The organism is Chryseobacterium sp. 3008163 (genome assembly GCF_003669035.1).
GTDB lineage: Bacteria > Bacteroidota > Bacteroidia > Flavobacteriales > Weeksellaceae > Chryseobacterium.
The window spans coordinates 630115-651739 of record NZ_CP033070.1; the positions used below are offsets into that span (position 1 = coordinate 630115).

Genomic DNA, 21625 nt, shown 5'->3' on the forward strand with positions numbered 1-21625 from the left:
ACATTATTGATCAAAGACTTACATTAATCTTAGTTTATGTTAAAATTTTAACATAAAAAATATTTTTAAATGAATAAAAGCAAGCATTCTATTGCATTTTTCATAAAATTAGCGTGTTATTTTTATTTAAAAAAAAGCCAATATTTCATAAATATTAAAAATTTCACTCAAATATTTTACGTAATCATGATTAAAACTTAAATTTGTAGGAATGGAAGAATACGTAGTTTTAGTAAATCCTGAAGATACAGTGTTAGGTTTGATGGAAAAACAGCAGGCTCATATCAATGGTTTGCTACACCGTGCATTTTCTGTTTTTTTATTTAATGATCAAGGTGAAATGCTCTTGCAGAAGCGTGCGGCAGAGAAATATCATTCTCCCAATCAATGGACGAATGCTGTATGTTCTCATCCCCGAGATGGTGAATCTTATCTTGAAGGAGCCAAACGCAGAGTAAAAGAAGAATTGGGAATAGAAACTGAACTTTCAGAAAAATTTAACTTCATCTATAAAGCAGACGTTGGCAAGGGGCTTTGGGAGCATGAGCTCGATTATGTTTTTACAGGAACTTACAATGCAGACTTTAATTTAAATAAAAATGAAGTTGAGGAAGTTCGATATATTTCCATGAAAGATTTAGATCAGGAAATATTAGAACACCCTGAACAATTTACAGAATGGTTTAAAATCATTTTAGAAGAATACAAACACAATTTTTAAACACCTATGATGAAAAGAACAGTATTTCTTTTTGCTCTCCTTATTTCTTTAGGTCTGTTTGGTCAGAAATCAGATACTAAAGTTTTTGAAAGCGAAAATTATTCATTGACAATGCCGGATACATGGAAAGCCACCAATGATGAAGGCATCGTTAACATTTTCCCGACTAATCAGATTGGCGCGATAACCATTTCTGAATATCACGATTTAGAACTTCCAAAAGCTGAAACCAAGAAATTTATTCTTGCTCTTTACAATTCTTCAGATGACGAGAAAAAAATAAAGACCGGCAGCGGTAAAAGAGGTTACACAGAGTATTTTTACGAATATTTTGATGAGAAAGAAAATCTCTTCTGGATCACCAAAGTGTTTCAAAAAAGCAAAGAAATCTATATTGTAAGCATCAACTGTCAAAAAAAATACTGGAATGGAAATTATATGAAAGTTTTTAACGAGACTTTTGACAGTTTTAAAATAAAAAATAGAATCTTATTGTAAGATTTTCACTTTTCAAATTAAGAATATTTATAAATAAAAATAAACATGAAGAAAACAGCCTTGTACGATAAACACGTTTCTTTGGGAGCGAAAATAGTACCTTTTGCGGGATTTGATATGCCTGTACAATATTCCGGAGTGACGGAAGAGCACTTTGCAGTAAGAGAAAAAGCGGGATTATTTGACGTATCTCACATGGGACAGTTTTTCATTGAAGGTGCAGGTTCGAAAGATCTTTTGCAGTTTGTAACAACCAATAATCTTGATGCTCTTGAGAACGGAAAAGCGCAATATTCTTGTCTTCCGAACGAAGATGGCGGAATTGTAGATGACCTTATCGTTTACAAAATGGAAGACGACAAATATTTTGTAGTTGTCAACGCTTCAAACATCGAAAAAGACTGGAATCACATTTCAAAATACAATACTTTCGGTGCAAAAATGACGAATGCTTCAGATGAAATGTCTCTTTTGGCAGTTCAGGGACCGAAAGCGACTGAGATTCTTCAGAAGATAACTGAAACTAATTTATCAGAAATTCCTTACTATCATTTTACCGTTGGTTCGGTGGCTGGTGTAAGCGATGTGATTATTTCAAACACCGGTTACACAGGAAGCGGTGGTTTTGAAATTTATTTTAAAAATGACAATGCAGTACAACTTTGGGATGCAATCATTGAAGCTGGAGAAAACGAAGGAATTATTCCTTGTGGATTGGCTGCCAGAGATACTTTGAGATTAGAAAAAGGTTTCTGTTTATACGGAATGGACATTGATGATACAACTTCTCCTATCGAAGCTGGGTTAGGCTGGATCACAAAATTTGACAAAGATTTTGTGTCTAAAGATATTTTTGCAAAACAAAAAGAAGAAGGAGTTACCAAAAAATTAGTTGGTTTTGAATTAACTGATAAAGGTGTTCCAAGACATGATTATCCTGTGGTAGATGCAGAAGGAAACGTGATTGGAAGAGTAACTTCCGGAACGCAATCTCCAATGAAGAAAATCGGTTTGGGAATCGCTTATGTTGATAAGCCTCATTTCAAATTGGGAACTGAAATTTTTATCCAGGTTAGAAATAAAAATATTCCTGCGAAAGTTGTTAAAATGCCTTTCGTTTAGCATATTACTATTTGCAGCTGGTTTTTGGCTAGTCTGCTTTTACATACAAAAAACCACAGATTGCTCTGTGGTTTTTTCACTTTTTTTGACAGAAAAATTTTTAATTATTTCCGTTGAAATGAGCTCTTAAATTCTCAATGTTCTTCTTGTCGTTTCCTATGAAAATCTCCGTATCAGTAAGGAAAACCGGACGTTTCAAGAACGTGTAATGATCTAACAACAACTCTTTGAAATCGTCTTCACCCATTGTTTTCAAATCAAGTTCTCTCAATTTGATCTGGGTTGATTTTTTACTGAACAAATCCTCGTAAGAATTTGTGATTTTATGCATGGCTTCCACTTCTTCTTGTGTGATAGGCTCTTTCTTTATTTCGCGCATCTCCCAGTCTCTCAGATCAAATTTTGCTAAAATTTTTCTGCATGTGTCGCAACTATTAAGATAAAATACTTTCTTCATCTATATATTAATTAATTATTTTTTAAAATTTCTCTCCAAATTGGATATTATTACAAGATACCACTTTAATATGGAAAAACAGCTATTTAATTTCACTTTATGATAATTAATGAATATCTTTATTAAAATTTAAATAAAAATGGATAATAAGCCTCTTACTTTTCAGTTTATTTCGGAGCCTTCAGATGTCAATTATGGGGGAAATGTACATGGTGGAAGCGTTATGAAATGGATTGACCAGGCAGGATACGCCTGCGCAACAACCTGGAGCGGAAATTATTCTGTAACAGTCTATGTAGGCGGAATTCGTTTTTATGAGCCAATAAAAATCGGAGAAATCGTAAAAGTTGAGGCTCAAGTCATCTATACCGGCTCATCCAGTATGCATATTTCGATCAATGTCTTCTCAAGAAACCTTAAACAACCGATTTTTGATAAAAAAACACACTGCATTATCGTTTTTGTGGCAGTTGATGAAAACGGTAAAAAGCTACCTGTTCCTAAATGGATTCCGGAAACCAATGAAGAAAAACAGCAGGAAATGTATGCCAAACGTCTGATGGAACTCAGAACGCAAATTGAAGATGAAATGAAACCTTTTCTTTAACAGAAAATTATGCAGAGAATTGATTTTTTGAAACTGTCATCTTTAGGTTTTTTGGGATTATATTCTTGCGGAATCTCAAAATCTATGAACACAAACCAACGTTTAGCTTTACAAATTTATACCATTCGGGACGCCGTCTCTCAAAATCTGGAAAAAGCCTTCGAGAAAATCGCTTCTTTAGGTTATAAAGATGTAGAAATCTATGGATATGATGGAACTTTTTTTGGCAAAAACAGAAATGAATTTCAATCTATTTTAAATAGCACAGGTTTAAAAGTCATCAGTTCGCATCATCGTACTGGAATCACCGATAAAGATGAAGGAACACTTTTAAAAAACTGGGAAAATACGCTAGATGATCTGAATTATATCGGCGCAAAATATGCCGTTTGCTCTTATCTTCCCGAAGCCGAAAGAAGTCTTGAAAATTACCGAAAACTTCCGGAAGTTTTGGAAAATGCTGGTAAAAATTCAAAGCAAAACGGAATCCAACTTGCGTATCACAATCACGATTTTGAATTTTTAAAAATGGATGATCAGAAGAATTTCTATGACTTCATTTTAGAAAATACTTCGCCGGATTTGGTTAAAATGGAACTTGATTTATATTGGATTGCAAAAGCAGGATTTGATCCGCTAACCTATTTTGAAAAATATCCTGGAAGATTTCCTTTATGGCATGTGAAAGACATGCAGAAAGAAACAAAAATTTCGCAGAAATCGGAAACGGAACTATTGATTTTAAAATAATTTTTGAAGCCAGAGAAAAAGCTGGTTTAGAATATTGGTTTGTTGAACAGGATTCGAGTGAGAGAGATATTTTTGAGAGTATTTCGATGAGTAAAAAATATGTTGAAAGCAATTCTTTCTTCTTCAATAAATAAATGCAAAAGTCTTCCAAATAATGGAAGACTTTCTATTTTTAAATGTTTTTTAATATTAACAAGTAATTACTTGCGGGCATCCCATATATTGACTGCAATATTTAGGTCCGGTCACTGCTCCGGTGCAGCTGCAACCGCAAAGTGATAAATCTGGAGTTCCGATTTTACCGACACCTCCTGCGATATCTTTCAGATCAGCACTCTTCAATTTCTTAGCGTTATTCAAAAATTTATTTGACATAATTCTGTGGTTTTACTTTGTTGGAGAAAGTTAAACAGCATCATTACAAGTATACACTTGCGGACATGCTATATAAGTTGAACAATAGAAAGGTCCCGTTACAGCACCAGAACAGCTACATCCACAAAGAGATAAATCTGGCTTACCAATTTTACCGACACCACCTACGATATCTTTTAGATCAGCACTTTTTAATTTCTTAGCATTTTTTAAAATTTCGTTTAACATAATGATTTGGGTTTTAAGTTAAAAAATATAAAAATCTATAATTTATACAGCAAAATCATCACAAGTATACACTTGTAGACAGCCAATATAAGTTGGGCAGTACTTAGGTCCCGTGACAGCACCTGAACAGCTGCATCCGCAAAGCGATAAATCTGGAGTCGCATTATCTACACTTACACCTCCAACGATGTCTTTCAGGTCAGCACTTTTTAATTTCTTAGCGTTTTTTAGAATTTCATTTAACATAATAATTTGGTTTTAAGTTGAAGCTCAAATTTAATAATTAAAACAACTACTTTGTAAATTATTTTATATTATTTATAACATTTAATATAAACTCTTAGTATTTAATTCTAAAAAACTAATATTTAATCTGCTTTTAATAAATACAACTCGATATTTTAAACCTGGTTTCAAAAAAATCCCTTCAAATTTCTTTGAAAGGATTCTAATTTTATTTTAAACCTGAATTATCTTGCGATATTAACAGCTCTAGTTTCTCTGATAACAGTAACTCTTACCTGTCCTGGATATGTCAATTCATTCTGAATTTTTTCTGAGATGTCGTAAGAAAGTTGAGAAGCAATTTCGTCATTTACTTTTCCGCTTTCTACCATTACTCTTAGTTCTCTACCCGCCTGAATTGCGTAAGCGCTTGAAACTCCTTCAAAGCTTAAAGCAGCAGCTTCAAGATCTTTCAATCTTTGGATATAAGATTCTAAAACCTGACGTCTTGCTCCTGGTCTTGCTCCTGAAATTGCATCGGCAACCTGAATAATCGGAGATAATAGTGAAGTCATTTCCACTTCGTCGTGGTGAGCACCAATTGCATTGATTACTTCAGGATTTTCACCGTATTTCTCTGCCCACTGCATTCCTAATAAGGCATGAGGAAGTTCAGATTCCTGCTCAGGAACTTTACCTATATCGTGTAAAAGACCTGCTCTTTTGGCCATTTTTACATTTAATCCTAATTCTGCAGCCATCGTCGCAGCAATGTTTGCTACTTCTCTTGAGTGTTGAAGAAGGTTTTGTCCGTACGACGAACGGTATTTCATTCTACCAACGATTTTTACCAATTCCGGGTGTAAACCGTGGATTCCAAGATCGATGATGGTTCTTTTCCCCACTTCAATAATCTCTTCTTCGATCATTTTTTTAGTTTTCTCTACAACCTCCTCGATTCTTGCGGGGTGAATTCTACCATCTGTTACCAATCTGTGAAGGGATAATCTTGCGATCTCTCTTCTTACCGGATCAAAACATGAAAGAAGAATAGCTTCCGGAGTATCATCAACAATGATTTCTACACCTGTCATCGCCTCTAAAGCACGGATATTTCTACCTTCTCTACCGATAATTCTACCTTTTACTTCGTCAGATTCGATGTTAAAAACAGATACTGAGTTTTCAATCGCCTGTTCTGTTCCGATTCTCTGAATGGTTTGGATAACGATTTTTCTCGCTTCACTTTTCGCATTCAACTGAGCTTCTTCCATGATGCTCTGAACATGCGCCTGAGCTCTAGTTTTCGCTTCAGCTTTCATGGTTTCTACCAATTCAGATTTAGCTTCTTCAGCGGTATAGTTTGAAATTTTCTCTAGCATTTCAACTTTCTTAGAAGTTGCTGAGTCTAATTCTTGTTGTTTTCTTTCTAAAACTTCGGTTTTCTTAGCGTAGTCAGCAATTTGTCTGTCTAAATCTTTTTCAAGTTTACCCGCTTTGCTCAGCTCGTCGTTCAGTTTGTTTTCTTTGTCTTTAACTCTTTTTTCGCCCTCCTGCATTTTTCTTTCACGAGACTGAATATCTGCATCGTGCTGAGATTTCAGTTCAAGAAACTTTTCTTTTGCCTGAAGATTTTTTTCTTTCTTTATCGATTCGGCTTGTACGTTAGCTTTTTCTATAAGGTTTTCGGCATTTTTTGTTGCATCGTCTATAATAAATTTGCCTTTAGCATTAAGAGAGCTTTTAGAAAATACCATTCCTAAAACAGCACCTATTACCAAACAAATAACGCCTATAATAATAGCGGTTGTTGTCATATATATATTGAGTTTTAATTGTCTAAATTTAAAAATAAAAAACCTACAATAATCCAGTGATTTAGAGTAAACTCCTGATCTCCACGATTTGATCTGATTCCTTCTCTCTGTAATCTGCGTAATGCAGCACGCCATTGAAAAGACTTTCGAACATTAATTGTTTAGTGTTGAGTTTACCTTAATGTGTTAGAATTACTGTAGGCAGTTTTTTCGGAAATTTACTTTCCGACTTCATTCAACGTCTGATTAATTTTTGCTAATCTTTCGTTGGTTGAATTTATATTTTTTTCGTAGTTCAGATTTACAACTTCTGCATTGGTTCCCAGTTTTAGGGCACACATTGCCAAAGCATCTTGTTTATCTCTCACATCGAAATTCTGTTCAAAATCTTTAATCATATTTTCAATCTGCTTCCCCACTTTGCGCAAAGTTTCTTCCTCTGCCGCGGGTACATTCAGCGGATATACTCTTCCTGCAATGTTGATGGTTATTCTCCTTACCTCCATTATAGTCCACTGTTTTGAAGCTGCGCAATACAAAAGTCTACTTCTTTTACCAATCTGTTGATATGGTTTTTCATGAGTCTGTTGTGTTCAGGATTTCCTGATATTGCTGAATACAATTTTATATTTTTCTGTTCTTCTGCTAATACCTGATTTTTCTTTCTTTCTTCTTCATATTTCTTCTTCAAGTCTTCATGCTCTTTATTCAACTCTGATAACTTTTCAGAAAGATTTTGATGACTTTTATGAAGATTCAAAATCTTTTTTTCCAATTCTGAAAAATTGTTTTCTAATTCTTGAAGCATTTCAGGTTTCTAAATATTCTAACTAAAAGCAAAAATATGAAAATAAAAAGACTAACAAAAATAAATGTCTCTATATTTTGACTAAAAACAAAAAGGAGATGCCAAAGCACCTCCTTTCTATATTAATTTTTTATTATATTATTCAAATTTCAATACAAACATAATCGCTCTTGTCTGTAAAGTAGATACTGCTGCAGACCAATAAGGTGGAGTTGTAGCGTTATCAGCAACCATTTCGTTGTTCATAAAGAACGTTCCTCTTACAGCTGGAGTCAATTTAAATTTATTGAAATAAAACTGAATTCCCATCTCTGCAGACCATGCAAAATTATGCGTTGTAGATCTAAAAACCTGTTGTTGGTTATCATCCTCTGAATCAGAATTCGACTGTAAATTAACGATGTAATTCACACCCGCCGCAACGTAGGGTCTTGAGTTGTACCATCTTTCACCATGAAATTCAAGCATAACAGGAATATCTACCAAAGTAGACTTAACCTCTCTTACTTTATCTTTTTCAGTTAATAAAATCGGAGTAAATGCAGGATTCGTTAAACTTCCATTTTGATAAATATCATTTCCCTGCGTATTGAAAGTCAATTGTCTCTGAGCAAACTGTAAACCCGGCTCTAATCTTACATCTAAGTAATCATGCACTCTGAATTTCGCAATCAAACCTGCTCCAAAGCTAGTACTAGATTTAGAACTTACAAGGTTCTGGTTATCAGCCATACCATATCTAGGGTTATGCACGATACGGTAATCAAGAATATTGCCATTCAGATAAAACCCCCAACTGAACTTTTGCTGGTCAAAATCTTCCAGCTTGTCCATCCTGTTACGAGTTCTAAATTGAGCGTCTGCAAATGTTGCAATACTAACTGAGGCTAAAACCAGAGCTTTTAATAGAAATTTATTCATAGGTTATTTTGTTGCTTTATAAATTGTGGCTATACCTAAACTTAATTTTTTATATTCTACTTTTTTAAATCCTGTATCTAAAAGTATTTGTCTCATTTTCTCTCCAAACGGGAAAGCATTTACAGAATCCGGCAGATAAGTATACGCCCTATTGTCTTTAGAAACCAATCTTCCGATTGCCGGTAATATATTTTTGAAGTAAAACATATAAAACGGTCCTAAAAAACCCTCCACTTTTGAAAACTCAAGAATGTATACGCTCTTGTTTTCTTTCACTACTCTTCTCAGCTCTGCCAAACCTTTTGTAAGGTTTTCAAAGTTCCTTACTCCAAATGCAACGGAAACAGCATCAAATCTATTGTCCTCGAAAGGTAAATTTTCTGCATCGCCTTTCTGCATAGAAATTTTGCCGTCTAATTTAAGTTTTTTTATTTTAATAACGCCAACATTTAACATTTGTTGCGATAAATCTAAACCAACCACTTTTGCGTCAGTTCCTTTTTCCACAGCAATTGCTAAATCTCCTGTTCCAGTTGCTACATCAAGAACCTCCTGAGGAGCATCTTCTTTCATCATTTTTACCAGCTTATTTCTCCACAAAACATCTATTTTCATAGATAATGCATGGTTCAGTAAGTCGTATTTCGGCGCTATATTGTCGAACATATCCTCTACCTGGCTTTTTTTCGTTGCCTCAGAGTTGTAGGGAGTTACTTTGTTGATATCGTTTGTCAAAACTTGTAATATTCTTTATAATAATTAAGGTAATCTTGTTTTCTAAAGATCTTTGAACGTGATTCTACTTTATCAATATTCTTTATCAGTTGATCATATTCTTCGTCTACATTATAGTAAAAATCGTCTGTATAAAGCTTGTTGAAGTGTTTTGCACCCCCAAAATATGGTTTTCCATCAATGATGGTTTTATCCAACGCCAAAAGTAATGAATCTTTTTTAAGATTGTACCCATAATATTGATCATTAACATAATAATCCTTATGCGCAATGTTGATCAAGCCCCTTACTTTATTCACTTCAAATGCAGAATCGTAAAGAAGCTTCTTATTTTGATTAAAAACTTTGATAGAATTTTTCCCTTTTTTAAGATCAACCTTAACAAATTGTCCCCCAGAAATCACTCCCTCAGAACCATTATTAATCTTATAGTAATAGGTATCTGGCGTAGGGTTGTCTACAATGTAATAATTTTTTTTGGCTAAGAAAAAGAAGTACACTCCAAAAGCAAGTATAAATACCACTGATGCTATAAGTAACCCTTTTAACGACGGATTGTTTTTCATAGATTGTAAAGCACAATTTTTGCAAATTTAATAATAATTTTAATTCTTTCTTATTAATATTAATTATTAACTTTGCATCTTTATAAAATCATTAAAACGAATGCCGAATACGATCATTATTGGTTCTGGATCTTACATTCCTAACAGAGTTATTGGTAGAGATTATTTTCTAAATTCTGAATTCTATACCGATGAAGGCGAAAAAATAGACAAGCCAAACGAAGAAATTATCTCAAAATTTGTAGAAATTACAGAAATTGAAAACAGAAGATACATAGGCGAAGACACGTCAAACTCAAAAATTGGTTACGAAGCTGCAAAAATTGCTCTTGAAGACGCAAAAGTTGATGGTGAAGATTTAGATTACATCATCTACGCAAGTAATTTTGGTGAAGTAGGAACCAATGGCGCTGCGAACTTTATGCCGAATATGGCAGGACGAGTGAAGAATCATTTAGGCATCAAAAACAGAAAATGTATCACTTATGATATGATTTTTGGATGTCCGGGTTGGGTTGAAGCAATGATTTTAGCAGACCACTTTATCAAAGCCGGAGTTGCCAAAACAATACTTGTGGTCGGTTCAGAAACTTTAAGCAGAGTAACTGATCCTTACGACAGAAATAAAATGATTTTCGCTGACGGTGCAGGTGCAGTTGTTGTAAAAGCAACTAACGAAGAAAATGTAGGTATTATTTCTCATAATACCATTTGTGACAACGGTCCTGAGCTTGAATATTTAAGAAACGGCGCGTCCATCAACAAAGATTTTGACGACCAAAAACTGTATATCAGAATGATGGGTAGAAAAATCTACGAATATGCACTTAAAAATGTTCCCGTTGCCATCAAAGAAACTATCGACAATGCAGGATTATCTATTGATGATATCGACAAAATTCTAATCCACCAGGCCAATGCTAAGATGGATTATGCAATGATCGACAGACTTCACAAACTGTACGAAGTGAAAGATTACGACCACGCAATTTCACCAATGACGATTCAGGAGTTTGGAAATTCTTCTGTAGCAACCATTCCTACCATGTTTGATTTAATAATTAAAGGAAAAATGGATGGTCATACGTTTAAAGAAAAAGGGAACATTGTGATGACTTCGGTAGGTGCCGGAATGAATATCAATGCGATCGTTTATAAATTTCCTTAAGACTTAAATAAATTTAAAAAAATATAAAAAAAGCACAGAGGAATTTTCTTTTGTGCTTTTTTAAAACTTAGTTATGCAAAGAAATTTTTTATTTATAGCTGCCATCTTCTTGTTTCTCGAAGTCTATATCTATCAAGCAATAAGAACCTTAACAGATAATTCATGGATCAAAATAGGCTACTGCGTCTTATCTTTGGCTATCTACGGATTCTTTGCTTACGAGGTTTCGCATTTTCAAAGGTCAGACAGAAGTACGATGAGAGCACAAATCATGATCTCTTTGTTTTTGGTCTTTATTTTACCTAAAATATTCATCGTATTATTTTTATTGATTGATGATATTTTCAGAACAGGTGGATATTTAATTGGCTTAACGAGACCAACAGAGAATTTCTTCCCGGAAAGAAGGAAATTTCTAAGCATTATGGGACTTGGTTTAGGAGGAGTACTTTCGGCTTTATTTATCGACGGAATTACTTTCGGTAAATACAGACATACCGTAAGAAAAGTAAAAGTTAAAATTAAAAACCTTCCTCTAAGTTTTAAAGGATATAAAATTATTCAGATTTCAGACGTTCACAGCGGAAGTTTTTCAGACCCAAGAAAACTGGAGCACGCTATTGAATTGATCAACGAACAAAACGCAGATTTGGTTTTATTTACCGGAGATATGGTCAACAATGTTTCTGAAGAATTCAAACCTTTTATTCCTCTTTTTTCTAAAATTAAAGCGAAAGACGGCAAGTTTGCAGTGTTAGGAAATCATGATTACGGTGATTATGTAACTTGGGATTCTCCTAATGCAAAAAAAGTGAATCTTGATAATTTGATCGAATATGAAAGACAGGCAGGTTTTGAAATGCTAATGAATGAAAACCGTGCAATCGACAGAAACGGAGAAAAACTTTATATTTTAGGCGTTGAAAACTGGGGACTGAAGCCCTTTCCACAATTTGGAAAGATCGACAAAGCATTAGAAAACGTTCCGCAAAATGCTGCAAAAATATTAATGAGCCATGACCCTACTCATTTTGATTATGTGGTTAAAAAACATCCTGCAGATATCAGTTTGACACTTTCCGGTCATACGCACGGAATGCAGTTTGGATTGGATTTAAAAAACATCAAATGGTCGCCTGTACAATATCGTTATCCTAAATGGGCAGACTTATACGAAAGTGAAGAAAAAATGCTTTATGTGAACCGTGGTTTCGGGGTTTTAGGATATCCTGGGAGAGTCGGAGTATTGCCTGAAATTACATTATTGGAACTTTCTTAGCTTAAAATCTTTAAATCATACCGCTACATGGAAGTAATTGATTTTGAATCTAAATCCTGGTTTTTTCTAAGTAATGACAAAGATTATTATATTGATGTAAACTGCAGTTTTTCATTTGTTGGCTTCAATATGCTAATTCAATTAAACACTTCGGAATTGAATGAGTATCAAAATCTTGGGAGAGATTATTTAAATTCTTTGGTGAAAAACATTCAACAATACGCGCTTTCCAATTATAATGACAGAAATATAAAAGTAGATGTTGAAAGATTAGCAAATGAAGCTATTATTAAATTCTTAGAAGAAAGCTACAAATAATATTGTAGGCAATTAAAAAATATAATCCTTCATTCTCGACGTCGCCAATTCTTTTTCATTAATCCAGGTCAGGAAATCTTCCAGCTTGTCTTCCATTTTTTTTCCGCAGTTGTAGCTTCTGTAAAACGGAACTTTAAACTTATATCTTTTCACATCTGTGAATTGCCAAGAGTCAAGGTAAACCAATACAAACTCGTCATTTTTCAGCGTTTCAAAAACCATATTCTGATAATATTTCATCGGTAAAGTCTGAAATACAAAATCATTATATGGAAGCTGACAGTAAGGAGAAATACTTTCCGGAACGATACTGATTCCGTTCTCTTCAGTAATCTCAGAATCTCTCTTCAGACGCTTAAAAGGAAACAAAATATCGGCATTATCAATATTAGAAATATAGTTGAATCCCATTAATTTCAAATCAGATTCAGCGATTTTAAATTCTTTTTGTCGAATGCCTTTGATTTGTTTTTCTAAAAAATCCTCAGCATTTTTTTTGGCTTCTTCTATTTGTGAAGCGGAAGAGTTTTTATTGTAAAAAGCAATTTCGTGCCCTTGAGCAGAAATTGCTTTTATTAAATTTTTAAGTTTTTCGACAAGAGAAATCTCGATAAAAAAACTTGCTTTTATTTCATGAATGTCTAAAATTCTAAGCACCGATTTTGTATTCGCTTCAGTGATTGCCAACCTTTCATCATTGGAAATCTGAACTTCTTTTTTAGTTTCAGATTCAATATTTATCAAATTAAAGGTCAGTAAAATCATTTAAACTTAAATTTACATAAAATTTATAAAACACTATCAATCAATAGTTAAAATACAATTTAATTAAAGTAAAACTTTACACTAAATAAAGTAAAACTTTACACTAAATTTACTTAGACAATTTGACCTTTAGATTTTTAATCATGTCTTTAGACATTTCAGAAATTCCGAAATCATAAGAAAGATTCCAGTCTTTTTTGGCGATAGAATCATCAATTGACGACGGCCAAGAATCTGCAATTGCTTGTCTGAAATCCGGTTTATAATCAATTTCAAATTCAGGAATTTCCTTCTTAATTTCAGCAGCCAATTCTTTTGGAGTGAAAGACATTCCACCTAAATTATAAGAAGAACGAATAGTCAAACTTTCTTTCGGAGCTTCCATTAGCTTCAAAGTTGCGTTGATCGCATCATCCATATACAACATTGGCATCGCTGTATCTTCTGAAATAAAACTTGTGTATTTCCCCTCTTCCACTGCCTCGTAGAAAATCTCAACAGCGTAATCAGTCGTCCCTCCACCTGCTGGAGTTTTCCAAGAAATCAATCCAGGATATCTGATACTTCTTACATCCACACCATATTTATCAAAATAATACTCACACCATTTTTCACCTGCCATTTTTGAAATTCCATAGACAGTAGTGGGATTCAAAACAACATCCTGAGCAACATCATTTTTAGGAATTCCTTTTCCAAAAACGGCTATTGAACTAGGCCAGAAAATCTTTTGAAGCAAACCTTCTTTTGCCATTTCACAAAAATGAAGAAGTGGCTCAAGATTCAGTTTCCATGCGAAAATAGGCTGCTTTTCAGACGTTCCCGATAAAAGTGATGCCAAGTGATAAACGGTTGTAATTTCGTAATCTTTGATCACTTGTTTTACTAACTGAGTGTTGGTCACATCCATTCTTTCGTAATGACCGGCAGAAGTAAGCCCTTTTTGGTACCTATCGAGGCCTGAAGCGACCACATTATCAGCTCCGTGAATTTCTACAAGTCTGTTGGTAAGCTCGGTCCCGATTTGGCCCAAAGCTCCTGTAATCAATATTTTTTCCATAGTAGGTTTCTTTTACCATTATTAGATTTGGCAAAAGTAAAAAAATCAAACTAACCAAAAATAAAAAAGGTGCGCAAAACACACCTTTTTTTAAATATAATCAAAATAATATTTAGAAACTTAGATTGATTCTTGCGAAAAGAAATCTTCCATTCATCCCAAACTGCGAAACATTTCTTGAATAGACAAACTGATTAGCGTTTGATAAATCGATTGTAGCTGGAGTTCCGGAATATACAACACTTCCGTTAGCATCTACTCCTGTAGCTCTCTTAGCCGTTACCGGGCCAAAATTTTCATCCGGATAAATATCAAATAAATTATTTGCACCTACGGTAAGTTTAAATGATTTTGAAAAATTATATCCTACCGAGAAATCTGTAATGATCTTACCACCCCAAACCGGATGTTCTGTTTCTACAGCCTGTCCGTTGATCACTTCAGCCTGAACAACACCATCTCCGTTTACATCAACTGTATTTGGATCTGTTACTTCCCCGAAATAAACGTTTCTTACAAGAAAGCTTAATTTATTTATTTCGATTGAATTGTTTAGAGATGCCTTAAATCTTGGGATAGCTTCTTCAACATACACTCGGCTCGCTTCAGAATAATATCTGTTGACCTGCCCTGCATTTACCAAAACATCAGATCCATGAATATCTCCCACTCTGTTTGTTTTGGAAACTGTAACAGCAAAATCCGAATTTAATGCTACTTTACCGATATGAGCTTTGTGAGAAACTACTCCTTCAATTCCTTTAGTTTGAGTGTCTATGGCATTAGCAAAGAATGTTGCTGCGGTAGCATTTGCTGCATCAAAAGCCAACTGCAAATTTCTAAGAGGTGTACCATCTGCTTGAATTCCTGTTGGTCTTGAAAACTGATCGGTAAGAACCACTCTGTCATTCACTCTTACATAATAACCATCCAAAGTTACACTAAGCTTTGCAGCCGGAAATTTAGCTGTAAAACCTGCAGAATAACTCTTCGATTCTTCTTGCTTTAATTGTGGAATTCCCAAGATCTGTGCAGCTTTGGAATCATTAGAAAAAGTACCCACTTCGAAAGGAACTCCGCCCACAAACTGTGTAGATGTAGAATTAAAATACATTTGCTGCAACGATGGTGCTCTGAATCCTGTAGAATGAGCCGCCCTGAAATTTATATTATCTGTAATTTTATAACGGGTAGCCAATTTATAATTAAAAGTAGAACCAAAATCTGAATAGTTTTCATAGCGTAAAGCTGCACTTACAAGCCATTTATCTGTAATATCCAATTCTGTATCTGCATAAAGAGCAACAGAATTTCGACCTTTGCTTAGAGCATTCTCAGGTCTGAATCCGGGAAACACTTGAGAACCTCCCGGTCTTGCATTTCCATAAAAATCAGTAGGTTTTAAAGAAACATCTGTAGAAGAATTCTGTATATTTCCATTGATATCATAAAGTGCCCATGAAGCTTCTTCACCATTATTTATTTTAAAATTCTCAAATCTGGCTTCAGCACCAAAAGCAAGATTAAAGCCTTTCAACCAATCGAATTTGGTATCAAAATCTGCATTGATCGTATTTTGTGAGAAGCCAAGTCCACCTGCGTCAAAACTCGTTTTGCTCGGATAAGGTAAACTTGCATTAGCCGTATTTTCAATGGTATAATCGAAAGTATTTCTTCCAAAAGTATTGCTGATATCATAGCTTACTGCTCCTAATTTACCTTTAAAACCTGCAGCAAAAGAAACATCAATTACATCTGAAGAAATTTCCGGTAAAAAACCATTAAGATAAATAGATGTTGAAGTTCTGTTTTGATTTGGAAATCTGTAAAAACCTGCAGCATTACCATTTCTGTAAGAATATCCTCCAAAAGCATATCCTCTTACACCCGATGAAATTTCAAATTCAGAATTTACAAACAACTGACCATTGGTAAGTTTTGATTGCCCGACTCTCATATTGAAATCATTTCTGTTTAATCCTCTATAAGCTAATTCATTATTGGTAACATCAAAATTCAGTGCGCTCTGCATCGCAGAAATAGTATTCGCATTCTGAATTTGGTTTAGCTGTTGAATTGTAAAATAAGAAACTCCTTGAGAATATTGCTTAATATAATCTAAAACCTGAGTAGAATTGGGCGTATTATTGATATTGCCAAAAAGAGAAGAAATATTCACTCCGCCATTTAAAGCACGTTGCTCAATTGCATTATACGCATTAAAAATATTTGAAGTCGTGGCTTTTGCTCTTCCGGTATCATCTCTATTCATCAAACTACCCGTGAAATTTATAAAACCATTGCTTCCCAAATTGGTACCATAATTAAGATCAAGCTGATATTTACCTCCGTCCCAACCTCCGGAATGATCGTTTGAACCACTGGAATTGAAACCTCCCGCTGTAATTGCTGCCGTTAAATTTTTTGTGTTCCTTTTCATTATAATGTTAATGACTCCTGCAATTGCATCAGAACCGTATTGTGCAGAAGCTCCGTCTCTTAAAACCTCAAGTCTTTCGATAGCAAAAGCCGGAACCGCATTAAGATCGGTTCCTACCGATCCTCTTCCCGGTGATCCGTTAATATTTACCAATGAAGAAGTATGTCTTCTTTTTCCGTTTAACAAAACAAGAACCTGATCCGGACCCAAACCTCTGAGCTGAGCAGGATCTATATGATCTGTTCCGTCTGCAACCGTAGTAGAATTTGATGTAAATGAAGGTGCAGCATAATTTAAAATCTGGGTAAGATCTGTTTGAGGACTTAATACTGATTGTGAGCTTATGTTGATAACATCTACAGGAACAGGAGTGTCTGTAGCAACACGATTTTTATTTCTGGAACCTATTGTTATTTTAACCTCCTCTACTGTTTTTGTTTTTAAACTGTCAACAGTTTGAGCATTTAAACCGGTAGAAATAAAAAACAATACCCCTATAGAAATAATTTTCTGATAATTCTTCTTCATATTTATGTTTTTGCGTTATATTTAAGTTTTCAAACATAACAATAAAAATTCAATTAAATATAATTATCAAAAACAATCTTCTAATTTTATTAAATATAATTTAATTTATTTAACATAATTTAAATAAATTCACATTTTAAAAAATTCAAATAATTTTAAATATAATTATGAAAAAAACACTAATAATAGCTATTCTTACAACTTCTAACATTTATTTTTCTCAGTTTACTTCATTTAATATTGTAAAAGAAGTTAAAGTAAAAAACAAAGGTGTTGTGGTCTCTGCACATCCTCTTGCCAGTGAAGCCGGAGCAAAAGTTTTCAAAATAGGCGGAAATGCCTATGATGCAATTGTAGCGACACAATATGCTTTAGCTGTTGTTTATCCACAGGCTGGAAACATCGGCGGCGGTGGATTTTTGGTTGGAGTAAAAAATAACGGAGAAAAATTCACTATTGATTATCGTGAAACTGCTCCCAAAAAGGCTTCTCACAATATGTATTTAGATAAAAAAGGAAATGCCAATACAGATTTATCCCAAAATGGCAGATTGGCAGTAGGTGTTCCCGGAAGTGTTGCCGGATTTTTTGCTACTTTAAAACACTGCAAACTTCCGATGGAAAAACTGATTCAGCCCGCAATTGATTTAGCGGATAGAGGATTTGCCATTACGGAACGGGAAGCCAATTTATTAAACTCAAATAGAGAATATTTTCAAAAACATAATCCGTCAACCACAGTTTTCGTTAAAAATAATCCCTGGAAATCAGGAGATTTACTGATTCAAAAAGAATTGGCTGAGACTTTAAAATTAATTCAGAAGTTAGGCTTAAAAGGTTTTTATGAAGGAAGAACTGCTGAACTTTTGGTTGCTGAAATGAAGAAAGGAAACGGAATTATCACCTTAGAAGATTTAAAAAACTATAAAGTAGCAGAAAGAAAAGCATTGGAATTTGACTATAAAGGAAATCAGATTGTATCGATGCCTTTACCCTCAAGTGGCGGAATTTTGTTAGCTCAAATGCTGAAAATGTCAGGCTATGAAAATTTAGAAAAATATCAGCACAATTCTAAAGAAGCTGTTCAGATTATGGCAGAAGCTGAAAGAAGAGCTTTTGCAGACCGTGCAGAATACATGGGTGATCCGGATTTCATCAAGGATAAGACTTCATATTTAATTTCAGACGAATATTTGAAGAATCGCTGGAAAAGTTTTAGTTTTAATAAAGCTACACCAAGTTCGGAGGTCGGAAAAATTATCAAACAACCCAAAGAATCTATAGAAACCACTCATATTTCAGTGATTGACAAAGAAGGTAATGCCGCTGCGGTTACCACCACTTTAAACGGCTTGTACGGAAGTAAAGTCGTAGTTTCTGGAGCCGGATTTTTTCTTAATAACGAAATGGATGACTTCTCTGTAAAACCCGGAGTTCCGAATATGTTTGGAGCCGTTGGTGGCGAGGCCAATTCCATTCAGCCAAATAAAAGAATGCTGTCATCAATGACTCCGACGATTGTATTGAAAAACGAAAAACCTTATATGGTTGTTGGAACTCCCGGCGGAACAACGATTCCGACTTCTGTTTACCAATCGATCGTAAATGTAATTGATTTTAAATTGAATGTAAACATGTCTGTCAATTCTCCTAAGTTTCATCATCAATGGCTTCCGGAAACTGTTGCTTTTGAGAAAAACTTTCCGGAAACTACGATTATGGATTTAGAAAAACTAGGCTACAAAGCAGAAAGAGTCAATCAATTGGGAAGAACAGAAATAATTTTGATTGATGATAATGGAACAATCAATGCTGTGGCTGATGGTCGTGGAGACGATTCTGTTGCAGTGGAATAATTTCGAATAATATTTAACCCTCAACATTAGCTAACAACAAACTTTTCTCAAAAGCATAAATCTTAATAGTTATTTTCTTACTTTTCAACCAGAATTAAACATATTTCTTGTGAGAGCAAAAAAATCTATCAGCAACTTTACTTTCAGGTGATTGTTGCGATTATTGCAGGAATTCTTTTAGGTAAATTTTATCCTGAAGTCGGTGAAAAAATGAAACCTTTGGGTGACGGATTTATCAAACTTGTCAAAATGATTATTGCTCCCGTGATTTTCATCACATTGACTTTGGGAATTGCTCACATGACCGATTTGAAAAAAGTGGGAAGAATTGCAGTGAAAGCAATGATTTACTTTTTCACATTCTCCACTTTGGCTTTAATTATCGGATTAATTGTCGGAAACCTTTTACAGCCAGGTTCTGGATTGAATATTGATCCTGCAAGTCTGTCCGGTGACGTTTCACAATATCAGCAGAAAGCTCATGATACCACGCTGACAGGATTTATGATGAATATCATTCCGGAAACGCTTTTCAGTCCGCTGGTTGGTGACAATATCCTTCAGGTTTTGTTGGTTGCCATTCTGATGGGAGTTGCGTTGGTTTTAACCAAAGAAAAAAGCCAAAAAGTGACAGATTTTCTTCAAGATTTGGCGACACCGGTTTTTAAAATTGTACACATGTTGATGAAACTGGCTCCGATTGGGGCTTTTGGAGCAATGGCATTTACAATAGGAAAATACGGTCTGGCATCAGTTTTAAATTTAATTTTCCTTGTCGGTACTTTTTACATTACCTCTATTTTATTTGTGGTTTTGGTTTTAGGTTCTGTTGCATGGTATAATGGTTTTAGCATTTTTAAATTAATGTATTACCTGAAAGAAGAACTTCTTTTGGTTTTGGGCACAAGTTCTTCAGAATCTGCACTGCCGGGAATCATGGACAAACTTCAGAAAGCAGGTTGTTCTAAAGCAATTGTAGGCTTAGTGGTTCCCACAGGATATTCTTTCAATCTTGACGGAACTAATATCTATATGACTTTAGCATCCTTATTTATTGCTCAAGCTTTGAATATAGATCTTTCACTGGAAAAGCAATTAATGCTTCTTTTGGTGGCAATGTTGAGCTCGAAAGGAGCTGCTGGTGTTACCGGAGCCGGATTTGTAACTTTAGCAGCGACCTTAGCAGTAGTTCCCGAAATTCCGATTGCAGGAATGACTCTGATTTTGGGAATTGATAAATTTATGAGTGAATGCCGTGCGTTGACAAACGTCGTTGGAAATTCTGTTGCAACAGTTGTAGTAGCCAATTGGGAAAAACAGTTAGATAAAAAGCAATTGCAATACTGCTTAAATAATCCAAATAAAATAGAAGAAAAACTAGAAGTTTGAATTTGCTGTCTGAATCACTGTAAATCGTTAATTTTTAAATTTAATTAAACTTTTTTCAAAACTGTGGCTCAAAACATAAGATTTTAAATTTAGTTTTCTTAAATTTGCAGTACATTATCATTGAATAATGGTAATTTTTTTTTCATCATTTGTGTTTTTAAGCCTTCTTCATTGAAGGCTTTTTGTTTTCTTCAAATTGTTTTCTAGTATTTAACCAATGTTATCGGAAATTCTATAGCAACTGTAGTTATAGCCAATTGGGAAAAGCAATTAGATAAAAGGCAACTTCACTATTGTCTGGAAAACCCAAATGAAATTGAGAAAAAACTGGAAATCTAAAGATTGTTTTAATGAAAATTTTCGCAAAATTTATATTACTTTTTACTGCAAGTATTTTTTTAGCCTGCAACGAACAAAACAATAACAAAAATATGAATGGAAATAATCCAGTGGTATATTTCGAAATTCCCGTTACCAATATTGAACGGGCAGAGAAATTTTATACCAATGTTTTTAATTTTAAATTTGAAAAAGAAATCATAGACAATTATGAAATGATGCTTTTCCCTTTTGAAGAAACCAAAAGTGGAATTTCCGGAGCTTTGGCAAAAGGAGATGCCTATAAACCAACGAAAGAAGGAATTATTATTTATTTTAAAACCCCAAATATTGATTCTACTTTAAAAAAAGTTTTAGAAAACAAGGGGAAACTTCTTTACCCAAGAACAGTTAATGAGAAACACGGTTTTGCAGTTGCCGAATTTGAAGACAGTGAAGGAAACCGAATTGCACTTCACGAAACCATAAAAAATGAAAATTAAGGTAGTTTTCTTCATTCTATATGATTAATATAAGTTCTAAATATTTACCATGTAATATATTATTGTAATGATAATTTTTTCATCATTTGTGTTTTTAGCCTTCTTCATGGAAGGTTTTTTATTTTACAATAATTTTAAATTAAAATAGTAAGACTTGAAGGCTGTACTTTG

Annotated in this window: 24 protein-coding genes; 11 read left to right on the forward strand and 13 right to left on the reverse strand. The window is 34.1% G+C overall.

Translation table 11 applies throughout. From position 1 onward, the window contains the following. The first annotated feature begins 211 nt into the window (after positions 1–211). The 3 genes from idi to gcvT are packed head-to-tail and all read left to right on the forward strand — an operon-like array spanning position 212 to position 2341. Positions 212–721 (forward strand): isopentenyl-diphosphate Delta-isomerase, encoded by a 510-nt coding sequence (gene idi, locus EAG08_RS02735; protein WP_129534105.1) that lies wholly within the window; start codon positions 212–214, stop codon positions 719–721. A gap of 6 nt (positions 722–727) precedes the next feature. Beyond that, positions 728–1219: a hypothetical protein gene (locus EAG08_RS02740; protein WP_129534106.1), complete on the forward strand. Its 492-nt coding sequence runs from the start codon at positions 728–730 to the stop codon at positions 1217–1219. A gap of 45 nt (positions 1220–1264) precedes the next feature. Beyond that, positions 1265–2341, forward strand: coding sequence for a glycine cleavage system aminomethyltransferase GcvT (gene gcvT, locus EAG08_RS02745; protein ID WP_129534107.1), 1077 nt, complete (start codon positions 1265–1267; stop codon positions 2339–2341). Positions 2342–2441: 100 nt separating this feature from the next. Here gcvT and EAG08_RS02750 read toward each other — a convergent pair whose 3' ends face one another. Continuing rightward, on the reverse strand, positions 2442–2798 hold the full coding sequence (locus tag EAG08_RS02750; protein WP_129534108.1) for an arsenate reductase family protein: 357 nt from the start codon (positions 2796–2798) through the stop codon (positions 2442–2444). Between the two features lie 139 nt (positions 2799–2937). Here EAG08_RS02750 and EAG08_RS02755 point away from each other — a divergent pair, with 139 nt between their 5' ends. Both EAG08_RS02755 and EAG08_RS02760 read left to right on the forward strand, forming a co-directional pair. Beyond that, complete coding sequence (locus EAG08_RS02755; protein ID WP_129534109.1) at positions 2938–3405, forward strand: acyl-CoA thioesterase; 468 nt, start codon at positions 2938–2940, stop codon at positions 3403–3405. Between the two features lie 9 nt (positions 3406–3414). Continuing rightward, positions 3415–4155 carry a sugar phosphate isomerase/epimerase family protein gene (locus tag EAG08_RS02760; RefSeq protein WP_129534110.1) on the forward strand — a complete coding sequence of 247 codons (741 nt, stop codon included), beginning with the start codon at positions 3415–3417 and terminating at the stop codon, positions 4153–4155. Between the two features lie 189 nt (positions 4156–4344). Here EAG08_RS02760 and EAG08_RS02765 read toward each other — a convergent pair whose 3' ends face one another. The 9 genes from EAG08_RS02765 to EAG08_RS02805 form a co-directional block, all read right to left on the reverse strand. Then, positions 4345–4530 (reverse strand): hypothetical protein, encoded by a 186-nt coding sequence (locus tag EAG08_RS02765; protein WP_129534111.1) that lies wholly within the window; start codon positions 4528–4530, stop codon positions 4345–4347. Between the two features lie 30 nt (positions 4531–4560). Beyond that, positions 4561–4758, reverse strand: a complete 198-nt coding sequence (locus EAG08_RS02770; protein ID WP_129534112.1) for a hypothetical protein — start codon at positions 4756–4758, stop codon at positions 4561–4563. Positions 4759–4800: 42 nt separating this feature from the next. Continuing rightward, complete coding sequence (locus EAG08_RS02775; RefSeq protein WP_129534113.1) at positions 4801–5004, reverse strand: hypothetical protein; 204 nt, start codon at positions 5002–5004, stop codon at positions 4801–4803. Between the two features lie 224 nt (positions 5005–5228). Continuing rightward, positions 5229–6800, reverse strand: a complete 1572-nt coding sequence (rny, locus tag EAG08_RS02780) for a ribonuclease Y (protein ID WP_129534114.1) — start codon at positions 6798–6800, stop codon at positions 5229–5231. Positions 6801–7018: 218 nt separating this feature from the next. Further along, positions 7019–7306 carry a cell division protein ZapA gene (locus tag EAG08_RS02785; RefSeq protein ID WP_129534115.1) on the reverse strand — a complete coding sequence of 96 codons (288 nt, stop codon included), beginning with the start codon at positions 7304–7306 and terminating at the stop codon, positions 7019–7021. Beyond that, positions 7306–7608 (reverse strand): hypothetical protein, encoded by a 303-nt coding sequence (locus EAG08_RS02790; RefSeq protein WP_129534116.1) that lies wholly within the window; start codon positions 7606–7608, stop codon positions 7306–7308. Before EAG08_RS02790 ends, EAG08_RS02785 begins: the two co-directional genes overlap by 1 nt. A 138-nt stretch (positions 7609–7746) precedes the next feature. Then, positions 7747–8529 (reverse strand): porin family protein, encoded by a 783-nt coding sequence (locus EAG08_RS02795; protein ID WP_129534117.1) that lies wholly within the window; start codon positions 8527–8529, stop codon positions 7747–7749. 3 nt (positions 8530–8532) lie between these two features. After that, positions 8533–9195 carry a bifunctional demethylmenaquinone methyltransferase/2-methoxy-6-polyprenyl-1,4-benzoquinol methylase UbiE gene (gene ubiE / locus EAG08_RS02800; RefSeq protein WP_410493348.1) on the reverse strand — a complete coding sequence of 221 codons (663 nt, stop codon included), beginning with the start codon at positions 9193–9195 and terminating at the stop codon, positions 8533–8535. 65 nt (positions 9196–9260) lie between these two features. Continuing rightward, complete coding sequence (locus EAG08_RS02805; RefSeq protein ID WP_129534119.1) at positions 9261–9830, reverse strand: hypothetical protein; 570 nt, start codon at positions 9828–9830, stop codon at positions 9261–9263. Between the two features lie 100 nt (positions 9831–9930). Here EAG08_RS02805 and EAG08_RS02810 point away from each other — a divergent pair, with 100 nt between their 5' ends. The 3 genes from EAG08_RS02810 (at position 9931) to EAG08_RS02820 (ending at position 12595) form a co-directional block, all read left to right on the forward strand. After that, positions 9931–10998 carry a 3-oxoacyl-ACP synthase III family protein gene (locus EAG08_RS02810; protein WP_129534120.1) on the forward strand — a complete coding sequence of 356 codons (1068 nt, stop codon included), beginning with the start codon at positions 9931–9933 and terminating at the stop codon, positions 10996–10998. Positions 10999–11071: 73 nt separating this feature from the next. Next, complete coding sequence (locus EAG08_RS02815) at positions 11072–12277, forward strand: metallophosphoesterase (RefSeq protein WP_129534121.1); 1206 nt, start codon at positions 11072–11074, stop codon at positions 12275–12277. Between the two features lie 27 nt (positions 12278–12304). Next, positions 12305–12595: a hypothetical protein gene (locus tag EAG08_RS02820; protein WP_129534122.1), complete on the forward strand. Its 291-nt coding sequence runs from the start codon at positions 12305–12307 to the stop codon at positions 12593–12595. A gap of 12 nt (positions 12596–12607) precedes the next feature. On the opposite strand, the gene EAG08_RS02825 is transcribed toward EAG08_RS02820, so the two are convergent. The 3 genes from EAG08_RS02825 to EAG08_RS02835 all read right to left on the reverse strand — a co-directional run bounded on the left by EAG08_RS02825 (position 12608) and on the right by EAG08_RS02835 (position 17388). Further along, a complete protein-coding gene (locus EAG08_RS02825; protein WP_129534123.1) occupies positions 12608–13360 on the reverse strand; it encodes a polysaccharide deacetylase family protein in 753 nt (250 codons plus the stop codon). A 109-nt stretch (positions 13361–13469) separates the two neighbouring features. Then, complete coding sequence (locus EAG08_RS02830) at positions 13470–14420, reverse strand: NAD-dependent epimerase/dehydratase family protein (protein ID WP_129534124.1); 951 nt, start codon at positions 14418–14420, stop codon at positions 13470–13472. A 112-nt stretch (positions 14421–14532) separates the two neighbouring features. Continuing rightward, positions 14533–17388: a TonB-dependent receptor plug domain-containing protein gene (locus EAG08_RS02835; protein ID WP_129534125.1), complete on the reverse strand. Its 2856-nt coding sequence runs from the start codon at positions 17386–17388 to the stop codon at positions 14533–14535. 167 nt (positions 17389–17555) lie between these two features. Between EAG08_RS02835 and ggt the strand changes: the two genes are divergently transcribed. From ggt to EAG08_RS02850, 3 genes are all read left to right on the forward strand, one after another. Then, positions 17556–19244, forward strand: a complete 1689-nt coding sequence (ggt, locus tag EAG08_RS02840) for a gamma-glutamyltransferase (RefSeq protein ID WP_129534126.1) — start codon at positions 17556–17558, stop codon at positions 19242–19244. Positions 19245–19391: 147 nt separating this feature from the next. Continuing rightward, positions 19392–20633 carry a dicarboxylate/amino acid:cation symporter gene (locus EAG08_RS02845; RefSeq protein ID WP_317126303.1) on the forward strand — a complete coding sequence of 414 codons (1242 nt, stop codon included), beginning with the start codon at positions 19392–19394 and terminating at the stop codon, positions 20631–20633. 350 nt (positions 20634–20983) lie between these two features. Continuing rightward, positions 20984–21454 (forward strand): VOC family protein, encoded by a 471-nt coding sequence (locus EAG08_RS02850; RefSeq protein ID WP_228446729.1) that lies wholly within the window; start codon positions 20984–20986, stop codon positions 21452–21454. Positions 21455–21625: the final 171 nt, after the last annotated feature.